The organism is Methylocella sp. (genome assembly GCA_037200525.1).
Classification (GTDB): Bacteria; Pseudomonadota; Alphaproteobacteria; order Rhizobiales; family Beijerinckiaceae; genus Methylocapsa.
Genome location: JBBCGG010000001.1, coordinates 4811606 through 4831868, shown reverse-complemented (window position 1 = coordinate 4831868; position 20263 = coordinate 4811606). Strand labels below are relative to the sequence as shown.

Genomic DNA, 20263 nt, shown 5'->3' with positions numbered 1-20263 from the left:
CAACGGCGCGGCCCAAGGCGTTTTTGGGGTTTGTCGCCACCCTGTCGCCACGGGATCAAATTTGGCATTCCGTTGGCCCGTAGTAGGGCAGCGCCGCTCATATCTCGGTCACCGGCAGTCCGTCGTCGGCGGTGCGCATAGCCACCAGGACCGGCTTAACGCGACCCCCGGCCCTTGACAGTGCGGTGCAAGCCATTGACATCACGTAGTCTTTAACGCCTTGGCGAGGCGCGGACAGCGGGGGCTCTGCCGCAGGATGACGTGACCTTGGCCATTGGGCTGGGGAGGCCGGTACCCACCCCCCGGCCTCCCCTGACCGGTCACCCTCCGATCGGCCGGGCCCCGCGCTACTAATTTTCGATTCGCCAAAATCCCGAGGGGAAAGCATCGCTTTGAGCGGGCCGCGCTCGGCGGCCATGGCCTTCGTTCCATCGCGTCGCGCGCATTTGACGTGGCCACTCGCCCTTCGCTCATCTCTAAGGCTGATCGAAACTGCCAACTGCTTCTCGCTCAGCTGCGGGCATCACCATTTTTTTAAGCAATCTTTCAGCGCAGCATTGTCAACGCATGGCGTCCACCAGAAGCCGCTTTAGCCGCGCGTTCTCGTTCTCAGGGTTTTCAGTCGCCTAGCTTCCAATACATCCATGCCGCTGTGCCTTCCATTATAATGCTTGCAGCGCTCAGAAACCAAAGAGCACTCCCGGCTTGAGAAGGTCTATGCCCACAGATATTCTGATTTTGGTTGGGGTATTTACGTATGTAACGTGTGTTTTTGTAATTGACATTTATTCGTAACTAGTCTGCTTTAAACAGACCTCCGCTCGCTAGACTGTTTTGCAACAATGAAAACGCGATCCGTGGAAACTGTAATTCAGTGATTTTCACTCACCGCGAGAGTGAACAGATCGACTTTTATACGGGAGGAATTATGACGACACACAAAGTAATGGTCGGTCAGATGACGCGATGTTTGGTCGTCTCGGGCGTCGCCGCGGCGTTTTCTTTCCCGGCGCTCATTGCGCGGGCGCAGGGAAAGCCACGCGGATCAAAGTCAGACCATTGCGACTCATAGTCTGATTATTAGGAAAGCCGATGCTACCGAGCAGGGCGATGGCGCCGTGAGCGCCGCTGTAAAAGCGGCTAGGCGTGGCCCGAGGCCAGTAAGTGACGCCGACGTCGCCGCGAAGGCCGCCGCAAACATGGCGCGCGACAAGGCCGAGAAATCGGGCCACACCGCGCCCTTTTAACTCGGCGGAGACCGCTCCTCCCGCGGGCCATACGTTCGCCACGTCATCGACTCCTGTCATCGTGGGCGGTTTTGAACATTCCAGGCGAGGGGCCTGACGGTATCTCCCCCCCGACCCCGATGGGCGCGATCGGGCCGTCGAGCTTTATTCAAATCATCGACGGGCGCGCTGGCATCTACAACCGCACCACCGGAGCGCTGATGGCTTCGGGCTCGGGGACCCAGTTGGCGGCCGTCTCCAGCATGCAGGCTACAGGCGACGTTCAGGTCATGTGGGATCCGATGACCAACCGTTTCTTTTACTCAATGTTTAACGGTATTTCGGCCACCGACAACAAGATATCGTACGGGTTCAGCAAGACATCGTCCCCAGGCAACATAACAAGCGATTGGTGCCATTACGAGCTGGAGGTAGGAGCGCCTTTTGCAGATTCCCAGAAGCTCGGCGACAGCGCGTCCTTCATTATCATCGGGGCAAACGAATTTTCCGACGCGGCTACGGGTCCATTCATTGGATCGGTTTCTCTTCGCCATCAGCAAACCTCCGCCAGGAACGGCCTGCCCAGATGCTAATACATTCAAGGCCGGCGGCACTTCCTTTCTAGTCGACTCGGACAATAACCAGGTCGTCTCCCCGACGCCAGCAATTCAGACCGACGCCTCCGCTACTGGTTACGTCGTGGCGCGCAGCGGACCTTTGCCGTCGACCGAGCTCTGGTTTTTTAACGTGACGGAAGCCGCCAACGGCGACCCGGTCTTCGGGGCGGCCAGAGGCGTCACCGTCGCCTCCTACGACGTGCCGGCGGACGCCAGCCAGCCGACGTTCACGCAGGTGCTGACCACCATCGACGCCCGGCCAAATCAGGCAGTGCAGGCCATAGATCCTCGGACCAACACCTTCTCGTTTTGGACCGAGCAAACCCATCGCCAGCGGGACGGTCTCGGCCGTGCGTTGGTACGAGATCAACCCCGTCCCGACAACACCAGTTGTACTCAGGAGCGGCGACATTACGAGCCTAGGCTCCTTCGTCTTCAACGCAGCGATCTCGCCCGATCGTCGAGTCCAAAGCGGAATAACGAGTGCGTTCGGCAATAATTTTGTGATTGAATACAACGAGTCGGGCAAAGTAAGCAACGTCAATCCGAGTATCCTGGCAGTCTCGAGCGTCAACGGCGGCGCGCTTTCATCTCCCCTTGTGGTCAAAAGCGGGGTCGGGCCGTATAGGGATTTTAGTTGTGAGGACGCCGGCAGCCCATGTCGCTGGGGGGGACTATTCGGGAGCATCGCCTGATCCGAGTTCTCCGGATGGAAGCCGCGGCGTGGTTTGGGCCACGAACCAATTCTCTGGCTTGGTCAATCCGCCGTCGAACGACGTCAACTGGCGCACCCGGATTTTTGAACTAGCGCCTTGATGCTGAATTTTTCGACCGCTGCAGCAGGTCCTCGAGGCGCCTTGCCCTGCGTTGTACCATCGAAGAGGCTGGGTCAAGAGTCTGTCTTGTGCCCAGCGACGTCGTTTTGCGAATGGACTGACAGTCGGCCGAAGGTCACGAACTGGTTCGCGCTCGATGAAAGCCGGCCGCTGTTCGCCTTTGCCGGGATCTGGCGGCTATGGACCGGCGAGCGGAAGGGAGAGACGCGCGAGCATCGCCTGTTTCTCGTTTCTGACGACGGATTCGAACGAGCTGGTGCGCCCGATCCACGCCAAAGCCATGCCGCTGTTGCTCACGACGCCCGTAGAATGGGATATTTGGCCGCAAGATCTGTCGATGAAGCTACTGCGCTTCAAAGGACCATTGACGAACCACAGACTGAGGATCCTGGAACAGGACAAAAGGCCGACGAGTAGGGTGTGATTCCACCGCAGGCAAAGCTCATCCTTGATGATTTTTCCATTGCGTCGTCGCGAAGTCACCGCAAACTCGTTGGTCCAACCGAGCTTCGCGGCTAGCCGTCGTCATGAATTTCTCTTGCTCTTTTTGCCAACAGGCTCAGCCGACAACCCCCAGGGCAGCAAGGCAAACATCCTTATCAGCGCCCTATTGCGCCATCCCGGCACCACGAGATGCTTTCCTTTTTTTCAGTCCGACAAGCGAAGCGCTGACCACTTCGCTGGCTGTCGACCAAGAGTTGTGTGATGCTAACTTCGCAGGGTCCCATGCCCTACCCGTTCATCAGAAGCGAGGGCGGGGAACCTTGTAGCTGGCGAGGCGCAAGAGCGGCAGACAGCCGGCGCGGCTGTTCGCGACGCCCAGCGAATGGCCGGCACCGTTGCGTTCTCCCGGACAGGCGTCCCGGCATCCGGTGAGTTTGAAGACGCCATCGTGATCAAGCGTTTCGCCGATGTGCCGGATATGGGTGCGTCGCTCCTCGCATGAAATGGATAAGCTTGGCGACTAAGTCTGTCGAACGAACGCGCCCGCGGCTGGTAGCGGTTGCCGGGGATTAGGGGTCGGGTTTCGGCCACGAAACGGACCTCCGAAAGGCGTCGTCCGCCTGCGAGAGATTTACGTCAGTAATATACTCGCCGCGACACATATTTGCTGACATAAAAGGCCGCTCCAAGGGTCAAGGCCCCGAGGCTCGCTAGAAGGACGGGCTCGGTGAGGCCGATGACTTTGCTTTGCAGCGCGGCGGTCGCCAACACCCCGCCGACAATTAGCGCGGAGTTCAAGATGTTAACTCCGCCGACAACTCTTGCTCGCCGCTCTGAAGCGACGTCCACCTGAATTGCGGTAAACAGCGGCACGACGAATAACCCTCCGGCGCCGGACAGGCCAACAACATCGACGGCGATGCGGACGCCGATGGCCCGAACTGAAAAAGACACCGACACCGACTTCCGCGCTCGCCGTAGGGAGGCTCCAGGTCGACAGACCGAGGTCGACCAGAACGCCGCCATGCCGACCGCGGCGAGCGGCACCTGGCGTAGCAAAATGCGGCCCTGGGCGATCAGCGCCGCCGCGATCGAGCCGATCCCGATGCCGAGCGCGAAGAGCGCGCTGATCGCGGTCTCGACGCCAATTCCGCCGCCGGTCTTGTTGCGAATGACGACCGGGGTGAGTGAAAGGGCCACCGCTCCGACCATCCAGAACCAGGAGACTGCCAGGCTCCGGCTCCACAGCTGCGGGTCGCGCCTGATCTCGCGTAATAATGCGGCTGTTGAGGCGAATATATTGGGATTGAGGGGCAAGTGAGGGGCGGCGCGTTCTGTCGACGGTATGAACAGGCTAGCAACCCCAGCAGGCGAGGGCGGATGAGCATGAGCTGGAGCATGGTTCCTTCCGGCGTGCGGCCTGCCGCCGACAGGCCTCCCGCGATCAACCCGAGAAGAATGGCGACGAAGGTCGCGGCCTCGATAAGCGCATTGCCAGCGATGAGTTCTTGGCTTTCAAGCAATCGGGAAGGATGCCATATTTCAGCGGGCCAAAAAGGGCGCCGATCACGCCGAGCCCAAAAAGGGCAGTATAGAGCAGAGGCAGGGAGGCCTGCCACAGCCCAATCGCCCGCTACAGCCTGGACGAGGATTTCCGAGAATTTCAGCGCCCGCGCCAGGCGCCCCTTGTCCTGTGCATCCGCCATTTCGCCGCCTAGGCCGGAGAGTATGAGAGACGGCAGCATGAAAATTCCGATGGCGAGCGTGATGAACACGCCAGCCCTTTCGCCGAGCCGGAACAGGATCAGCATGGCCAGCATGTTGCGTACGAAATTATCGTTGAACGCGGAAAAGAACTGGCACCAGAACAAAGGCGCGAAACGCCGGCTGCACAGCAGGTCGATCAGCCCAGAAAAAGTAGAACGGGACACAGTGGTTTTAACGCGTATCGTCACGCGGAAGTCTCTGCGTTAACGCCTACCCACCCGCCAATTTCGACGATCGAAACGGCATACTTTCCAATGGCGTTGGAAACCACAGCAATCTCCTTGGTCTCTTATGCGAGACTGCGCAAAGCAGTCCGCGATTGCTTTCAGATCTCCAAAAAAGGATGCGCAGTTTCGGACTACGGCAGCATGTCAACGCCGGGAAAAAGAAGCTACGGCCGTAACGTCGGGGGCTCGCCGCAAAATGGCCGATACTTCCTGAAGGGCACGTTAGATTTATTCTTGCAGAGCTCGTGAGGGCTCCCACGCTATCTGCTGCGGCAACCGGTTTATTAGGAATTCGCGTAACGGCTTGGCCTCCCGTGCGGCCTTGGTCGAATTGCGAGCCTAGGCTCAGGACTCATTGATTGAGATAGAAGAGAGGACGGCGGCGGCGATGCAGATGGCGGAGAAGAAGGTATGGGCGCATCGATCATAGCGGGTTGCGATGCGCCGCCAGTCCTTGAGCTTGACGAAGAGGTTCTCGATTCTGTGGCGCGTTCGATAAAGCGTCCTGTCATAGTGGAGCGGCGCTTTGCGGCCTCTGGTTGGCGGGATGCAGGGCTCGACGCCCCTGGCCTTCAGCGCGGCGCGGAACCAGTTGCTGTCGTAGCCCCTGTCGGCGATCAGCGCCGAGGCAGGCGCAGCGTATCGGCCAGAAGCCGCGCGCCCCTATGGTCGCTCATCTGGCCTTCGTTAAGCAGCAGGATGATCGGTTTTCCGGCTTCGTCGCAGACGGCGTGGAGCTTCGAGTTCAGCCCGCCTTTCGTGCGCCCGATACGGCGGGGAAGAGCCCCTTTTTGAGCAGGCTCGCCGCTGTGCGATGCGCCTTCAGATGCGTGGCGTCGATCATGATGCGCTCGGGCTTTGGACCTTCGCCAGCGAGCGCGGCGAATATGCGGTCGAAGACGCCGAGCCGGCTCCAGCGGATGAAGCGATTGTAAAGCGTCTTGTGCGGCCCGTAATCCTTGGGCGTATCTTTCCATTGCAGGCCGTTGCGGATCACATAGACGATTCCGCTGACCACCCGACGGTCGTCAACCCGCGGAACGCCATGCGACAGAGGAAAATGCGGCGCAAGCCGCGCCATCTGCCGCTCGCCCAACAAAAACAAATCACTCATCCCAGCCTCCCCATGCGGAGACCAGGAATCACATCTCAGGCAAATTTAATAGGTCCTGAGCCTAGGAGCCAAAATCTCTTCACTACTTGTCCCACCCTGAAACCTCATCAGCCTTGAGAACTTGACATTTCGATCACACTGTGCTAAAGATGGCGCGTTTAGCGTCTCACAAACGATCAATCGCCGTCCGCGTCGGCGCTCCTCTCCAGAGGTCAACGCCAATGCCGATCGATGCCCAAACCCCCGACGGCTCTATTGCGCGGCGATATTATGCGCCTGGAATGTCGCCCCTCGCGCTGCTGGCGGCTTCGGATCCGAGCGGCGTCACGCCATCTGCGTTTGCGCCTTCCTCGGCGACGCCATCAACGCTTGGTGCGCCAGCCCCGCAGCCTTCGGCACCTCAAGGCTCTCCTTCGCAGCCTGCGGCTCCGGCCGTGGACCCTTACGCATCATTTTCCTCGATCGTTGGGAAGCCAGCTGCCGCCGATCCCTATGCATCTTTCTCTTCGATCGTTCCGCAGCAGGCCCCGCTTGTCGACGACACGCAATTGCGCTCGCCGGAAGAGGCGTCGGACGGCCCCGTGCGCGATCTCGGCGCGGATCTCGGCGGCGCGGCGAATGTGCTGCGCGAAGCCAATCAAGGCGCGTCGCTCGGGCTATCGCCGCGCATCGCCGCTGGCTTTAGCGCGCTAACCGGCGTTGGCGGCAACTTTGGCGATTATTCTGGCAACCTTGAGGCCGAGCGCGCGAAGAGCGCGGCTTTCGAGAAAGAGCATCCGCTTGTTGCTTCGGCCGCAAACGCCGCTGGAGCGACTGCAACCGGCCTGGCGCTCCCGCTTGGCCCGATCGAGGCCGCCGCGCAAGGCGCCGGCGCTCTCGGCAAAGCGGCAATTGGGGCGGGCGTCGGCGGAACGCTTGGCGGTGTTCAGGGGCGCCGTAAGCTCGCCGGATTACACGAACTTGCCGCAAGTGCTGTCCGACGCCAGCCGTGGCGCCGGCATGGGCGAGATTTTCGGCGGCGCATTGCCGCTGGCCGCTAGCGCGGTCAGCAAGGTTGTAACGCCATTTGCGCGCCCCGCCGCGCTTGATCCGGCGATCGCCGTACTCGACGCCGAGAATATCCCGATGACGGCAGGACAGCGCACCGGAAGTGAGAATTTGCAGCGGATCGAGTCAGCCGCAACCCAAGTTCCTGGCGGAGGCGGCTCGGGCCCAACCAATGACAGGACGGGGCGCGCATTTACCGGAGCGCTTCTGCGGCGCGCTGGCATCAACGCGCCGCTGGCGACCGACGACGTTCTTAACCGCGGGTTCAGGGATCTCGGTAGCGTGTTCGACGACCTTTCGGCGCGGAACACTGTGGCCGCCGATCCGCAGCTCGCGAACGATTTTCAGACGACGCTTGGCAATTATGAGCGCACGACTGCGCCGAGCCAACGCGCACCGGACGTCGGCAATATCATTGACGATTTGCTGAACCGGACCGCAACGGCGCGCTGCCTGGCGACGTGTACCAAGCCACGCGCTCGCGCGCCGGCAATATGGCGGATAGCGTTCGCATGTCCGACCCGCAACCTTTCGACCGCTTATCGCGGCATTCGCGATGCGCTTGACGATGCTGCTACGCGCTCGATCTCGCCCGACGACGCGCAGGCGTGGCAGGATGCGCGACGCCAATGGGGGAACTTGAAAGACATTGCGAATGCAGCCGTCGGCGGCGGGGCGCGCGGCGCGCAAGGCTACGTCTCCCCGACGCAGATCAAGAGCGTCGTTGCGAGGGGGAATAACCGGCTAGATTACGCTCAAGGCATCGGCGATTTTGCTGATCTCGCTCGCTCTGGAGAAGCCGCGCTAAAGCCGCTGCCCGATTCGGGTACGGCTGGCCGCGCTTATGCAATGCATCTTCTTTCCGGCGGTTTGGGCGCCGGCGGCGGAACGGCGGGGTTTTTAGGTGCTGGACCGGTTGGCGCGGCGGTTGGCTCCGCGCTCGGGGCAGCAGTGCCGGCGGGGATCGGACGCCTTATCATGTCCCGTCCGATTCAGGCATATCTCGGCAACCAATGGCTGCAGCACGGGTTCAACCCTCCGACGGCCGGGAGCGCCATTGCGGCGCTGCTCGGCACGAAGCGAGAAGCGCCAGCGCAGCCGGCCCAGCAGTTCCGCGCATCGGCGCCGGGCAGCTCGGTGGGGGTTTTATTGGCGGGGAGGTAATTGTTGATCGATCAAATGGAACGAGAGCGATCCAGCCCGCCATCAACGCGGCTTTTCGATCCGAGCGCGGTCGGGCCCCTCAAAGTGTTGACGGCGCTTGGCGAAGGGCAGTGCAAATGGCCTGTCGATGAAGGCGATCGGGGAAGGCATCTGTTTTGCGCGGAGCCCGTGACCCGGCAGAGCGCTAGGCATGGCTGCGCCGCACAGAGTTATTGCGCCGTTTCATGCCGCTCTTTCGCGACCGTCACAGACGCGGCGGCGCGCTTCCCCGCAAAAGACGCCGGCGCTCGGTGTCGAGGATCTTCGCACCATAGCGCTTGAGCGGCTTCGCGAACTGTCGTTCTAGGGCAGCGAAGGCGGCTTTCGCGAAACGCGAATTTGCGCCGCAGCCAACGTCAGGCCTTCATGTCTAACCGATTAAACACTGGCATGATCGTTAAGCTGGCCAATTTCAGCGAGCGGTATTGCGATTCGTGGAGGCTGGGCCTGTCGCGCGATGTCTGACTTGGTTAGATCAGCATAATCCCAAGTGGATCTCTCGAACCGAGCGTGCGGGGCTCATGTGTCCATGCGAGCCATGCAGTGACCAATAATCACTCCAACGAGGTCAACGTCGGACAGGTCAACATATACACGCCGGCCACCGACGCGCCCGGCATAGCCGGTACGATAGGGCCCGCCATCGAGCAGAGCTTTTTAACGACGCAGGCCGACTACGGGTTAGCGTGATCATAGCCCCGATTGGCTAGGCTATGCGACGGCCTTTATCTACGCCTGGAATACCGGAGACCTGTTCGAGAATCCTGAGGATCTCGGATCGCGTGTCGATGCTGGCGAATTCCTTGGCCATGGCCAACGCGTGCGCCTTATAGTTCGGCTCGTCCAAGACAGCCCGGACCGCCTCAAGCAACGCGTCCGGCGTCGGTTCGTTGGTCGCGAGATTTATACCGACCCCGGACCATGCGACGCGGGCGCCAACAATCCCTTTGTCTTCAGTCACTCCCGCCGTGACAAGGGGCACGCCAAAGCTTAACGCTTGATTGACGCTGCCGTAACCGCCATTGGTGACGAATAAGTCGGCCTTTGCCAGCGCCCATTCGAACGGCAAATAGCTAGCCAGCCGCGCATTGCTCGGAATTGGGCCGGGTATGGCGTCGACGGGACGACCGCCGGCGGTGGCCACAACGAGGAGATCAGGCTCATTTGCGAGCGCGGCCAGCGTTGGAATGATTAATTGGCCAAAATCGTGATTGGCTTGTGTTCCTTGCGTAACCAGCACGACTTTGCGCGAACCATCCAACTCGTTCGCCCATGACGGAAGCGGCGCTTGATTTGGAACGATGGGAAGAGCGCCGATGAAATGCACAGAAGCGGGGATATCCTTTCGCGGGAACTCAAAGCTTGGAACCGTCAACTGCAGATAGCCATCGGGACGAGAGACGATGGCGTCCAAAATGTCCATCGACAGCGGCGCGATGCCAATCGCGGCTAGACATCTGTTCAAGTATTCACCAACAGGCATCGTGAAGTCCTTAGAGTATCCTTCGGAGAGTGCAGCGTACTCCCGCCGCTGGGCGTCGCTGGCTGCAGGCGGTAAGGTGGAGACTAGTGGCGCTCCATCATCTCGATGCCACAACAGCGGGGTTGTCCCACAAATGACGATGGCTGGACGATCAGATCGCGGGCCAAGCAGCATCAAAAGAGCGCCAAGAAAGAGACTGCCTGCAATGATGACATCGGCTGGGAAATCACGCAGCACCTGCCGAATGCCCTCACGCTGCGGGATACTCGGATCTATGAAGACGCGCTCGAAGTAAAAGCGCGACAGTTCCGGTCCCGGAGATAGAGTTTTGATCTCAGGAAACGCCTCAGCAATATTCCGCAAATCAATATCCGCTTTTTCGGGTAGCGCGCGGAACGTAGCGCCGATGGCCTCGATCCGGGTGCGCATAACGCTTCCGGATAACACCGCTACGTCGTGGCCTTCCGCTATCAAGACACGCCCGATGCCAAGAAGCGGATTTATGTGGCCGATTGCGGGAGTGGATACGATGAGAATTTTCATACGGTCTACCATTCCTGATATTGAAGGTTCTGGCCTACATGACCGCGTCTTCATGACATGAGGGTTTCAGCGCCAATCAAAGTCGTTACGACTGTAGCTTTCGCCGCTACGCGCCGCACATCGTGATGTCGGGCAGTTTCTTGCTGCAGCGAGCACTGCGCAAAGACAAGGCTGTTGAAATTGCACGCGCCAGGATAGCCCAACTTTCCCCCCAATAGGTCCGGCGCAGGCCGCACGCTAGATGTCGATCCTTTCCGCGTTCAGCTCAGCCCGCTTCAAAGGATCGTGTCGAAGACAACCCTCGAACCCTGTGGCATTGAGACGGCCGTAGTCACCGTCCCCATAATCAAACAGCCTCTGCAAGGGACACATGCCGCTGAATACATCGGCGGGCAAGCGTTGAGCGCGCTTACGACGGCCCACCGCGCCCGCCGGATGCTGCTTGCCGCGCTCTCGCTGCGATGATTGCATCGCTTCGGGCCTTGGCTTCCTTGGACGCGAAACCCGATGTGAGGTCCACTTTGGGGTCCGCGGCAATCGCTCGCAAATGGGCGACAGATTTCCGCGGCAATCGCTCGCAAATGGGCGACAGATTCGGGGGACGATGCCGCGATGACTTTCGGGATGTCGGCCTTAAGACTGGCGATAACTCGCTGTTCGTCTTCCGAGAGCCGCGCGTTTTCCTCTGCTGTGATTAGTCTGCGGCGCTTCCCATGATCATTTTCAAATTCATAGCCCGCGCCGGCCATGCCATAGATCAAAAAATAGACGACAATGGTTCGCCAGTCGTGCCGGTAATCCCAAAGCAGCCACAGGATCAAGAGCGGCACAGCCACCCACAACGCGCAGGGCCCATCGGTGCGCGGTTTTGGCGAATTTGACATCATCCGCTCTGCGCGCCGCCATGAGCCGATTGAGGGCCCGCTCCTTGACTATCGCGTCGGCCAGCCAATACGCCGGATCGCTGTCGTCATCGACCGTGTTCTCGCTCATCGGATTATGCCCTCATTCGCGCTGGCGCCTCGAGCGAAGGACCGTGTTGTCGCCGTGGCGCAAGGGCGACAACACAAGAGGAAAGCCGCGCTAGTTTCTCGGCGACGCCGTGGCGAGGATATCCTGCCAGAGTAGCTTCCGCTGTGCCCAAGCCTCTGGCGCGGCTTTATATGACTCGGCATACTCGATCACGTTGGCTAGTATCGCAAGGATAGCTGCTTTATTTTCCGGCGACCATCCACCCCCGTGGGCGCATTCATCGCACGTCGGCTCTTCACCGAGCGTGACGAATAGACTCCGAAGCTTAACAATCACTCCGCGTTCGCCGCGCCCGAGGCGCCGGGCGTGCGTGCGCAGATGGGCTATTGCCCATTCCTGAGGCTCAGCGGCGAGTAACCATCGTGCCGCAGTGCGAAGCAGCGCCGATGCGCCTGCGTTTGTCCACGGCGTTGTGGCGGCAAGCTGCGCTTCGACATCCATCCGCCGCCGATCGATCTTATCGTATTCGCTCTCCGAGATCCGGTGGCTGCACATGAACATGTACTTGTCGATAAGGCGACACTCGACGGCGAGCGACATTGCGATATCTTGAGCCATTTTTATTCTCCTGCAATTGTGTGATAGTGTATGCACACTACAGTCAGTCGCAAACCTGTCAATGAAAATGTGATTCATTTGCACATATTTGCATACATTTTTAAGGAGGACACATGGCCCGCACAGCTGCAATTTCATTACGAGTTGAGCCCGACGTCAAAACGGCGCTCGAAAAGCTGGCAGCAAATGACGGTCGGTCACTAGCTCAGTTCATCGAGCGCATTTTGATCGAAAGACTGAAGCAACAAGCCAAGAAATAGACGAAGGTTGAGCCGCGCGGTCGACGCCGCGCGGAACTTGCGGTTCCGCCTCGTATAGCGCAAAATTGAGCCATATTTTCTTGATTTGCGCTGAGCTGTTTCATGAGCCCTTTGAAAATCTGTTTTGCAGCAGGCGTTTTCGCCGCTGTTTCGGTGCCAGCCGCCGCCGCGACGCTAACAAGCTACGTCTCCAAAGAGGGCAAGGTTATCGTTATCCTCAACGGAGAGATCGCGTCAGGGGACGCCGACCAACTCACGCAGCTGACGAAGAGCGCCAACGACTCTGGGAAGATCGTGTCGGGCATTCGCCTCAATTCCCCCGGCGGTAATTTGCTTGAGGGAGTAAAGCTGTCCGAGCTGATACGCTTCGCGAAGATAGCCACTGTCGTTCCGAACGGGTCAACGTGCGCGTCGGCGTGCTTTGTGGCGTTCGCAGCCGGTGCCGATAAGTTTGCCAGCTACAGCGCGTCGGTTGGCGTGCATGGCGCCTCAGACAAGAATGGACGGGAGACCGAACAGGGGAACGCGGCGACCGTGGCAATGGCAAAAGTTGTCAAAGAGCTCGGGGTGCCGGCCGAAATTATCGGGCGAATGGTAGTTACGCCACCGGATCAGATCGTCTGGCTGTCGCCGAACAACCTTCGCGCGATGGGAACGACGATGACAGGAAAGCCTGTTCAAACGCCGTCGGCCAATGCGGCGCAGGTCGCGGCGCCGGCGCAGGTTCCTGTCCAACCGCCAGCACAAACCGAGCAACAAAAATGGGAAAAACATTGTGAAATGGGCGACCGATCTGTCGATCGCACAGCACAACGGAAAACCGAGCTTCGTTCGCTCATGTCAACCCGAGCTGAAAATTTGCACGACGGCTATTTGGTTCACCAGCAATGATGGCAAGGACATGATGGTGCGAAGGGCCGACGACGCGGATGGAAATCTTCTTTCTCGCGATGTGTGTGAGTTCAATCCATACGGCGACATCCGAACTTGCGTTGATTGGGACAAAGGCACAACCCACCGGGATATGAAGGGTTCAAACGGTTCCTGGACACAAATTGAGGCGCATTGATCGTAAGGGCTTGTCCTGCTCCGCAGGGCATTGAGTCGATCAAAGGCGGCGCCGTCGGCTGCCCTCAATTCTCACCAAGCGTCGGATAGCATCCAGAGCGTTTGAACTATAATTAAGTCGTTGAAATTAAACGAGTTAACGAAAACTCGTTCGATGAGGGAGCCCTCCTTCTTTTAGCGAGCCGTGGCCGCGCGCTTAGATGGAACGTTGCCAGCAAGGTGCGATGGGGAATTGGGCTTCCCTTGGCTCATCAGCGTGTCCGCGTCGGGGGCTGGCCGCGACGCGGTGGGGGTGTCCGACCGCTACGGCGGGCTACTGCTTCGGCAACGGCTTCGGTTACAGCTGCCACTATGCGCATGCGGCGGCGGTGCTGTGCAGAGGCCTCCGCGCGCCGATCGAGTTCGCCCGGATTGACGAGGTAAAGCGGGAGGAAATGCGACTCGTATTTAGAGTGCGTTTTGCACCACACTGAGACCAATTGCTCGTAGGCGTCGATTTCGTCAAACTCCTCAATGTTGTCCGGATCTAGGTCGTGCTTTTCTGGAGCCTTCTTTGCCTTCTGCTTGGGGGCTCGGCGCCGGCGAGGTGAAATCATGTTTCAATTCCTGCTTGTGTCGCCGCCAGATTCCGCGGCCTTAGTTACGATGGCATCCGACGGATTCACTTCTGCCAGCTGCCCATCAAAATCGGCCAGCCTCGGCCACGCCCCCCTTCTAAGAAGGGGGGCGTGTGGCCGATTGGCCGAATGGCCATTAGGTAAAAATTGGCCGAAGTTGGCCGACGAAATATTTTCAACTAGTTAGCCCCTTTCGTCGGCCAACTTCGGCCAAAACTGGCCACCATTTCCTTGCAAAAAACGTGGCCGATTGGCCATCAATTCGGCCAGCTTCGGCCACGCGTTTTTCGCCGTTTTCAGCCCGCAAAAATCTCTCCTTCAACTCGTTGGAAGACATTCCCGTCATGGTCGGCGAGGACCGCGGCCAGTTGCTTGGCCCCCTTTGGGGTTAACTCGATTCCCGCAAGACCATTCCCCAGGAGTTTCATAGTGAGGAGTTCGTTGACGTACCTGCTCGTACTCCTGCCTGGTAGGCCGGCCACACGAGCGATGGCAGCGGCGGTCAACTGCGGTCCGGCGGCCAGAGCAACAAGAATGCGCTGCTTGGCATTGAGTGCGTTCGCAGCTTCGGCCTTCACTTCTTTGTCTGTGGCAAAGCGCATGATTGGCAGGACGAGCGCCCTACCTTTTCCGTCTAAGAGCTGGTCTCTTGATTCCTGGTCGACAACGTAGTGAATCGGCTCGAAGTCCGGCTCGCGCAACTTGCCCTGCCAATGAAGGATTGAGCCTTTCTTGTCGGCTGTGGCCGAGAGCGTCAGGTTTCCGTCAACTTCGTTTAGGATGGCGCCGCCGCCATAGGGCACAAGATTGTCTGCTGCGGCGTTCTTGACCGGATGCGCCGCGATAAGCACGGCAGGAGCCCCGGCTGTGGCTGTGATAGGCCGCACGCCTCGGAGGAAGTTCAGCGTTTGCGCGTTGTCGTTGAAATCGCTGCCGGCGAAATACGACGCCAGCGTGTCGAGCACGACCAGGCTGAAGCCGCCTTTGATATTTTTTACTTCAGCGAGCATTTCCGTTTCGGTCGCAAAACCCGGTAAGATTTGCAGCTTGCCGCTATCAAGGTCCGCCTCAGAGATCCCAAAGACGATTGCCGCGAGAATCAGCCGCTCCCGGAATTTGTTCGGGTTCTCCGCGGTCATGTAGAGCACGGGGCCAGCCTCAACGTCGCGCCCGATAATGTCAGGATGGTTGAAAGCCACGGCCAGCGCGATATTGAGCAAGAGGCCAGTCTTGCCTGCTCCCGTGCTTCCTGTAAGCGTGTAGACGCCTCCAGCCGATATGAGCCCCTCTATAACCGGTATAGTCGGTACGCGTTGCGCCATGAATTCCGACGCCTTGAACACACGCGCAGCCTTGGCAACCGGCTTTGGCAGCGTGACCGCCTCAAAAGCATCGTCGGCCGATATCGCCGATATGATCCCGATCGGGTCATTGCGGCGCGGCGCGTGCTCGGCGATTTGATAGCGAATCAATTCCGGGTCGACGTTCGAACAGTCTGGCCGGGTCGACCAATGCTCGATTATGAGTTCAGCGGCAAGCTCCGGCGTCGCGCCGCGGTCCATCGCGCCTTGGGCGGCGGCTATGAGCGAATCATGATGGTTGACGTCAGCGACGCCGGCCGGGGCCACATAGAGAAGGTAGTTCGTCACCTTCGCGATGATTTCGGGCGTGTCGGCCTCGCCAAGCACGTAGGGGGTTGCAGCCTTGCGCTCGATCAAAAGCTCTTTCTGGCATTCCTTGAGCAGGAAATCGGGACACGGCAAGATCGGGAGCTCTTTCTCCCATGTGTAAGATCCTTGCGGCGTCGAGCTTCCGACGCCGACCACGTAACCGTGCGTCCCCTTGATATCTATGCCGGGCAGATAGGCCGAATTGCCCTGAATGCTCTTGTAGTGATAGCCCGGCGGCACTTCGAAAAAGAGGTGAAAGCCGCCAGATTTCGAGCGCGCCGTAAGCGTCTCCGTGTCTAAGCCGCGCGCCTTCATAATCTCAAGCGACGCCAAACCTTGCTTGTCGCCCTTCACGTCGACGTCGACCACGATGAAGCGATCGCCGGTCACGACGGCTATATTGGCCGCCTCTTGGCCGCCAGCGGCGTTCGTGAACATCGCTCGAGCGCGCGAGGGATCGGACGTAGCCCGCTCCCACGGCGACGGAACGAGCGGGCGGCACGAATCGGCGGACAGTTTGAACACGCTGAGCCCGCGACGCGTCAGATCTTCCGCGGCGTCGCGAATGTCGTCGAACGAGCAAACTGGGGCTGAGGGCGCATTCGCGGCGAGCCGAGCACTCATCGTCCCGCCCTTCTCTCGCTTTGGGCACGCGCGGCTCGGATGATAGCGAACGAGCGTGCCTCGCGGAGTATCGGGTCGCTTTCTGGATCCGCCGCAACTGCGCGCACCGCCGAGCGGACCTTTGCGAGTGAGTCTTCGCTGCAGTCACAGGCACGGGCGCCATCGAGAGCGTCGCGCACTGCTCTCATTTCGTCATCGCTAGCCATGGCCAGCCGGAGAGCATCGTACACAATAGCCAATACGGTTTCATCGCTGTCCGGTACGCCGTTATGCGGTTGCGCAATGGCCACGGTCTGACGAAAGGCCTGTTCTCCGAAGCGGATGACTACCTTGGAGCAGTTGCGTCTTGCCCACTCAGGGACCATGTGCACGCGGGCTTCGCCCTTGCCGAGTTGCCTTACTCGGAAGGAACGTAACGGGTGAGCCTCGAACCAAGCCCGGTCGATTTCGACAATCTGAGGTGAAAGTAGCAGACGCGCATATGTCGCGTTAAACTTCGGGGCCATCATGCGCACTCCCTGGAGAACCATAAGTTCACGCCGCCAAGGCAATGGCGCGGGCCGCTTAGATTAATTCCGGAGATAAATTCGGTATGCCGCGTCCAGTCGGAAGATGATGGATACTCGGCTCTCAGAAACAACATTCGCTTCAACCTTCTATGAGGTGAAAGCGCCTTTTTTCAATCTTGCTGTCTGGTGGGTCTGATAGGTCTGGTGGGTCTTAGGCGCGTTCAGGTTTCGATTCCGCGGGGCTATGCGGCCTCGCCGGCACTGTACTCAGACGTGGAGGAGAATTTCCTCGCGCTGATCCACGCGTCGAGATCCTCTTTCGAGTAAACGATCCGGCCTCCCAGCTTGGCGAACAGCGGCCCTCCGCCGAATACTCGGTATTTGTCTATTAGGGACTTGCTCAGCCGCAGATAACTGGCCGCTTCGGGCGTTGTCATCAAGCCGCCTGGCGGAGCCTGACTCCTGTCTGAATATTGGGGCATCCAAATCTCCTTTGTGCAAACCGCTGCGATGTTTGATATTGCACGGATACTGAATGCAGGCAAGTAGAAATTTGACTGAATGGACAGTGCTCATAGTATGTGTATGTAGTTTTATACACCAGATTGATACACTGGCTTTACGCACACATAGACAGAGATGCATACGCATGCGCAGAGTAATATAACGCGACAGTTGTCCTTGACGCGGTCTGCTATCTTACTGATAAATGTCAGTTTCAATCGCCCTACGTAGGCGATATGGCTCAAAGATCGAGGGATTTTATTTGCCGCGGAGGCTGACGACGGCGCTCTCGGCGGCGTTCTCGCCCATCGCGGCGCTGATCGTCGCCCCGATGGACTCGACGGCGCGGCGCATCGGATCGGCGTCGAGGTGCGCATAACGGGCGGTCGTGGCCGGCTGGCTGTGCCCAAGCAGCTTCCCAATGATCGGCAGACCAAGCGAAGCGCCGGCCCCGACCGAGGCGAACGAATGCCGAAGATCGTGGATGCGCAGGCCCTCAAGCCCCGCGGCCTTAGTGACCGCGGCCCATGGCCGCTTGAGATCAACGCGGGCTTGTCCGTCTTTGCCGCCCGCGATTATGAAGGGGTTGCCGTTGATGCGGGGTAGGGCGGCGAGCACGGCCAGCGCGGCCGCTGAGAGGTAGACCGGCTTCGCCCCGGTCTTCGAGTCGGGCAGTCGAAGGACACCGCGCTCGAAGTCGACATAATTCCATCGGGCGTGCAAAATCTCGCGCATCCGAGCGCCGGTCAAAATCAACAATCGGATTGCGGCCACAGCGAACGGGTCAAGCAGCGTGCGCCGGTTTTCAGGCTTCGGCGCGTGCCTCGCACTGGCCTTTGTCTCGTCGGGCGACCATTCGAGGCCGACGGTTTCGCCTTCCCGCAAGACGTCGCCAAGCCGCGCGAGCTCGGCAGTGGACAGGTACCGCTCGCGAGCCGCGCCTTCATAATGCTGGATGCGGGACGCTGGGTTGAGGTGGCCTTCCGGCAATAGTTGCCGGTCAACGCCCCACGAGAAACACCTGGAAACGACGGCTAAAAAGCGGTTAGCGGCGAAGGGCTTGTCGGCCAAGCTCGCGTGCATCTTGGCGATGTGCCCCCGAGTCACGCTCTCTGCCTTAGCGCCGCCATGCGCGCTGCGCAGCCGCTCGAGGGCGGCTGTGTGCGCTTCCGCGGTCCGCGCTTTGCATTTGGTTGCGACGTGTTCGGTCGCGAACGCGTCAACCAGGTCCGAGACAGTTAGCGCCGTGCGGCGTTCGTTTTTCTCAGCCTGTGGGTCACGCCCGTGGCGCACCGCGGAGAGTGCGTCGGCGGCAGCCTTGCGCGCCTGATCGGGCGTGAGCGGGCCATAGGCTCCAAGCGTGAGCCGCTTCTTGGCGATCGCTCGGCCGCCTCCGTGTGGTCGGTACTAGACGACGAAAGTTTTACTGCCGCTGGGCGCGATGCGTAATCCAAAGCCGGGCAGCTTTGCGTCGAAGACGATGTAGGGCTTCTCGCGAGGAGGGAGCGCGTCGATTGTGCGCTTGGTGAGGTCCTTGGACATTTGTCGCCACCGTGTCGCCACCAAAAAAGAAACCGTGGGTGGCTATCTGAAACAATATCGCATACAAATCGCAGTAACTACAGGGAGAAGTGATATCCTATCAAATAAAAAGAAACCAAAAGAAAGCGCGACAGTCTCATTCGTAATGAGGGGGTCTGGAGTTCGAATCTCTCTTGCGGCACCAATAATTTCAATGCGTTAGGCGACTAATCTCTTCCCAATCCAAGCCTGCGGACCTTGTGCGGACCCCGTGCGGACCCGTGAATTGCCTGCGATATTGGGCTCTATGGATATCGTGAATGCTCCAGGCAGATAGGATACGCTTCGGCTGGGAATCGCCGTAGCGACTCATCGGCTCGATCAAATCATCGAACACTTCCGGCAGCTGGCGGTTAAGGGCAAGCGACCTGGGAGGAAAACATGAACTTCATCGCAACGCTATCTGCAGCCATGCTTGCGTTCTCACCGATCGCGCTGGCGCAAGGCTATGACACAAATCGGACTGGGCAAACCATGGGTCAAAGTGGGCAAAAGGGCGAATCCCACCCATCTACTGGCTCCAAAGAGCCCGGAGGCGCCGGAAACGCCGCGGGTCAAGACGGGCTGCCTTCGCCAAACAGACTCGGCCACGGTAGCTCATCTCGCGATCCGGAATCCGGGGCGCTTCGCGACGAATAGATGGACGGCCAGCAGTTCAAGATTGAACTTGAAGTGCCCATTTTGGGCGGCCGGCGCAGTGAACGAATCCAACCTTGGCGCGGGTCTGATTTAGAGTCGCGCCGCGTGCGACTCTTCGCATTTATTCCGCAGGGGGTGGCATTGGGAGAGGCTGCATCCGAACTACTTTTGCCGGGGAGGGCTATGAATCTAGCGAATAAAGCAGTTTTCGATTCAACAGCCTGTTCGTCCTGGCCGTTGACAGCGATTCTCTGTTCCATCTTTTCAGCGCAGAATGCCAAGAACAGGGACAGTATGCCGCTTCCGATCCAAAAGTAATCCAACCACGGCTTTGGACCGCCGCGCACCGCAGATAATTCAAGGTCGCGTAGTGCGGCCCCGATGGAAAGCACATACAGGACCGTTGATGTTATTCTGAGGCCTGTAACCGCCGGTTTCATTGCATTCTCCCGCCTATAGGGCGCGTCCGCCGCCCTGGCCTCACTGTCGGTAATGGCCTACGTAACGTTATATCATAACTTATGGTTAGCATTTGAAACGCGACATCTGCAACACATTTCCTTCGCGGTGAAATCTTGCCGCTACGCACGCCATGGATGCTGGCCGCATAGCAAGTTTGGCTGGGGGAGCTCACAGCAGGTCTCGCCCGGCCAAAAATCGCGGGACTCACACACCCGCGGGGAGCCAGACCGTT

The 20263-nt window shown here is 59.3% G+C and carries 21 protein-coding genes and 1 pseudogene; 11 read left to right on the top strand and 11 right to left on the bottom strand.

Annotated elements, in window-relative coordinates; all coding sequences use genetic code 11:
- Positions 1–1013: 1013 nt before the first annotated feature.
- Positions 1014–1289, bottom strand: a complete 276-nt coding sequence (locus WDN46_23855; protein ID MEJ0096326.1) for a hypothetical protein — start codon at positions 1287–1289, stop codon at positions 1014–1016.
- A gap of 77 nt (positions 1290–1366) precedes the next feature.
- On the opposite strand from WDN46_23855, the gene WDN46_23850 reads away from it, so the two are divergent.
- From WDN46_23850 to WDN46_23840, 3 genes are all read left to right on the top strand, one after another.
- Entirely contained in the window at positions 1367–1819 is a 453-nt protein-coding gene (locus WDN46_23850) for a hypothetical protein (GenBank protein ID MEJ0096325.1), read from the top strand.
- The gene (locus WDN46_23845; protein MEJ0096324.1) at positions 1758–2342 is read left to right on the top strand and encodes a hypothetical protein; all 585 of its coding nucleotides are present in this window, start codon (positions 1758–1760) and stop codon (positions 2340–2342) included. The genes WDN46_23850 and WDN46_23845 overlap by 62 nt, the downstream gene beginning before the upstream one ends.
- A 473-nt stretch (positions 2343–2815) precedes the next feature.
- The gene (locus WDN46_23840) at positions 2816–3103 is read left to right on the top strand and encodes a hypothetical protein (GenBank protein ID MEJ0096323.1); all 288 of its coding nucleotides are present in this window, start codon (positions 2816–2818) and stop codon (positions 3101–3103) included.
- Positions 3104–3759: 656 nt separating this feature from the next.
- Here WDN46_23840 and WDN46_23835 read toward each other — a convergent pair.
- Complete coding sequence (locus WDN46_23835; GenBank protein ID MEJ0096322.1) at positions 3760–4440, bottom strand: hypothetical protein; 681 nt, start codon at positions 4438–4440, stop codon at positions 3760–3762.
- 426 nt (positions 4441–4866) lie between these two features.
- Here WDN46_23835 and WDN46_23830 point away from each other — a divergent pair, with 426 nt between their 5' ends.
- On the top strand, positions 4867–5097 hold the full coding sequence (locus WDN46_23830; protein ID MEJ0096321.1) for a hypothetical protein: 231 nt from the start codon (positions 4867–4869) through the stop codon (positions 5095–5097).
- A 365-nt stretch (positions 5098–5462) separates the two neighbouring features.
- On the opposite strand, the pseudogene WDN46_23825 reads toward WDN46_23830, so the two are convergent.
- Positions 5463–6231 (bottom strand): annotated as a pseudogene (locus WDN46_23825) (IS5 family transposase).
- Positions 6232–6452: 221 nt separating this feature from the next.
- Between WDN46_23825 and WDN46_23820 the strand changes: the two are divergent.
- The 3 genes from WDN46_23820 (at position 6453) to WDN46_23810 (ending at position 9171) form a co-directional block, all read left to right on the top strand.
- Positions 6453–7271, top strand: a complete 819-nt coding sequence (locus WDN46_23820; GenBank protein ID MEJ0096320.1) for a hypothetical protein — start codon at positions 6453–6455, stop codon at positions 7269–7271.
- On the top strand, positions 7231–8442 hold the full coding sequence (locus tag WDN46_23815) for a hypothetical protein (GenBank protein ID MEJ0096319.1): 1212 nt from the start codon (positions 7231–7233) through the stop codon (positions 8440–8442). Before WDN46_23820 ends, WDN46_23815 begins: the two co-directional genes overlap by 41 nt.
- A 549-nt stretch (positions 8443–8991) precedes the next feature.
- A complete protein-coding gene (locus WDN46_23810; protein ID MEJ0096318.1) occupies positions 8992–9171 on the top strand; it encodes a hypothetical protein in 180 nt (59 codons plus the stop codon).
- Positions 9172–9187: 16 nt separating this feature from the next.
- On the opposite strand, the gene WDN46_23805 is transcribed toward WDN46_23810, so the two are convergent.
- Entirely contained in the window at positions 9188–10507 is a 1320-nt protein-coding gene (locus tag WDN46_23805) for a nucleotide disphospho-sugar-binding domain-containing protein (protein MEJ0096317.1), read from the bottom strand.
- Between the two features lie 285 nt (positions 10508–10792).
- On the opposite strand from WDN46_23805, the gene WDN46_23800 reads away from it, so the two are divergent.
- Positions 10793–10972 (top strand): hypothetical protein, encoded by a 180-nt coding sequence (locus WDN46_23800; GenBank protein MEJ0096316.1) that lies wholly within the window; start codon positions 10793–10795, stop codon positions 10970–10972.
- A gap of 264 nt (positions 10973–11236) precedes the next feature.
- Here the strand turns inward: WDN46_23800 and WDN46_23795 are convergent, their stop codons facing one another.
- Entirely contained in the window at positions 11237–11500 is a 264-nt protein-coding gene (locus tag WDN46_23795; protein ID MEJ0096315.1) for a hypothetical protein, read from the bottom strand.
- A 90-nt stretch (positions 11501–11590) separates the two neighbouring features.
- A complete protein-coding gene (locus WDN46_23790; GenBank protein MEJ0096314.1) occupies positions 11591–12097 on the bottom strand; it encodes a hypothetical protein in 507 nt (168 codons plus the stop codon).
- Between the two features lie 113 nt (positions 12098–12210).
- Between WDN46_23790 and WDN46_23785 the strand changes: the two genes are divergently transcribed.
- Together WDN46_23785 and WDN46_23780 are read left to right on the top strand one after the other, a co-directional pair.
- On the top strand, positions 12211–12357 hold the full coding sequence (locus tag WDN46_23785; GenBank protein ID MEJ0096313.1) for a ribbon-helix-helix protein, CopG family: 147 nt from the start codon (positions 12211–12213) through the stop codon (positions 12355–12357).
- Between the two features lie 102 nt (positions 12358–12459).
- Positions 12460–13248: an ATP-dependent Clp protease proteolytic subunit gene (locus WDN46_23780; protein MEJ0096312.1), complete on the top strand. Its 789-nt coding sequence runs from the start codon at positions 12460–12462 to the stop codon at positions 13246–13248.
- A 1090-nt stretch (positions 13249–14338) separates the two neighbouring features.
- Here the strand turns inward: WDN46_23780 and WDN46_23775 are convergent.
- The 5 genes from WDN46_23775 to WDN46_23755 all read right to left on the bottom strand — a co-directional run bounded on the left by WDN46_23775 (position 14339) and on the right by WDN46_23755 (position 18891).
- On the bottom strand, positions 14339–16336 hold the full coding sequence (locus WDN46_23775; protein ID MEJ0096311.1) for a bifunctional DNA primase/polymerase: 1998 nt from the start codon (positions 16334–16336) through the stop codon (positions 14339–14341).
- Positions 16333–16845, bottom strand: coding sequence for a hypothetical protein (locus WDN46_23770; GenBank protein MEJ0096310.1), 513 nt, complete (start codon positions 16843–16845; stop codon positions 16333–16335). The genes WDN46_23775 and WDN46_23770 overlap by 4 nt, the downstream gene beginning before the upstream one ends.
- Before the next feature lie 242 nt (positions 16846–17087).
- Positions 17088–17282, bottom strand: a complete 195-nt coding sequence (locus WDN46_23765) for a helix-turn-helix domain-containing protein (GenBank protein ID MEJ0096309.1) — start codon at positions 17280–17282, stop codon at positions 17088–17090.
- Positions 17283–17607: 325 nt separating this feature from the next.
- Positions 17608–18729 (bottom strand): site-specific integrase, encoded by a 1122-nt coding sequence (locus WDN46_23760; GenBank protein ID MEJ0096308.1) that lies wholly within the window; start codon positions 18727–18729, stop codon positions 17608–17610.
- Between the two features lie 27 nt (positions 18730–18756).
- The gene (locus WDN46_23755) at positions 18757–18891 is read right to left on the bottom strand and encodes an Arm DNA-binding domain-containing protein (protein ID MEJ0096307.1); all 135 of its coding nucleotides are present in this window, start codon (positions 18889–18891) and stop codon (positions 18757–18759) included.
- A gap of 678 nt (positions 18892–19569) precedes the next feature.
- Here WDN46_23755 and WDN46_23750 point away from each other — a divergent pair.
- Positions 19570–19887 carry a hypothetical protein gene (locus tag WDN46_23750; protein ID MEJ0096306.1) on the top strand — a complete coding sequence of 106 codons (318 nt, stop codon included), beginning with the start codon at positions 19570–19572 and terminating at the stop codon, positions 19885–19887.
- The last annotated feature ends 376 nt before the right edge of the window (positions 19888–20263 follow it).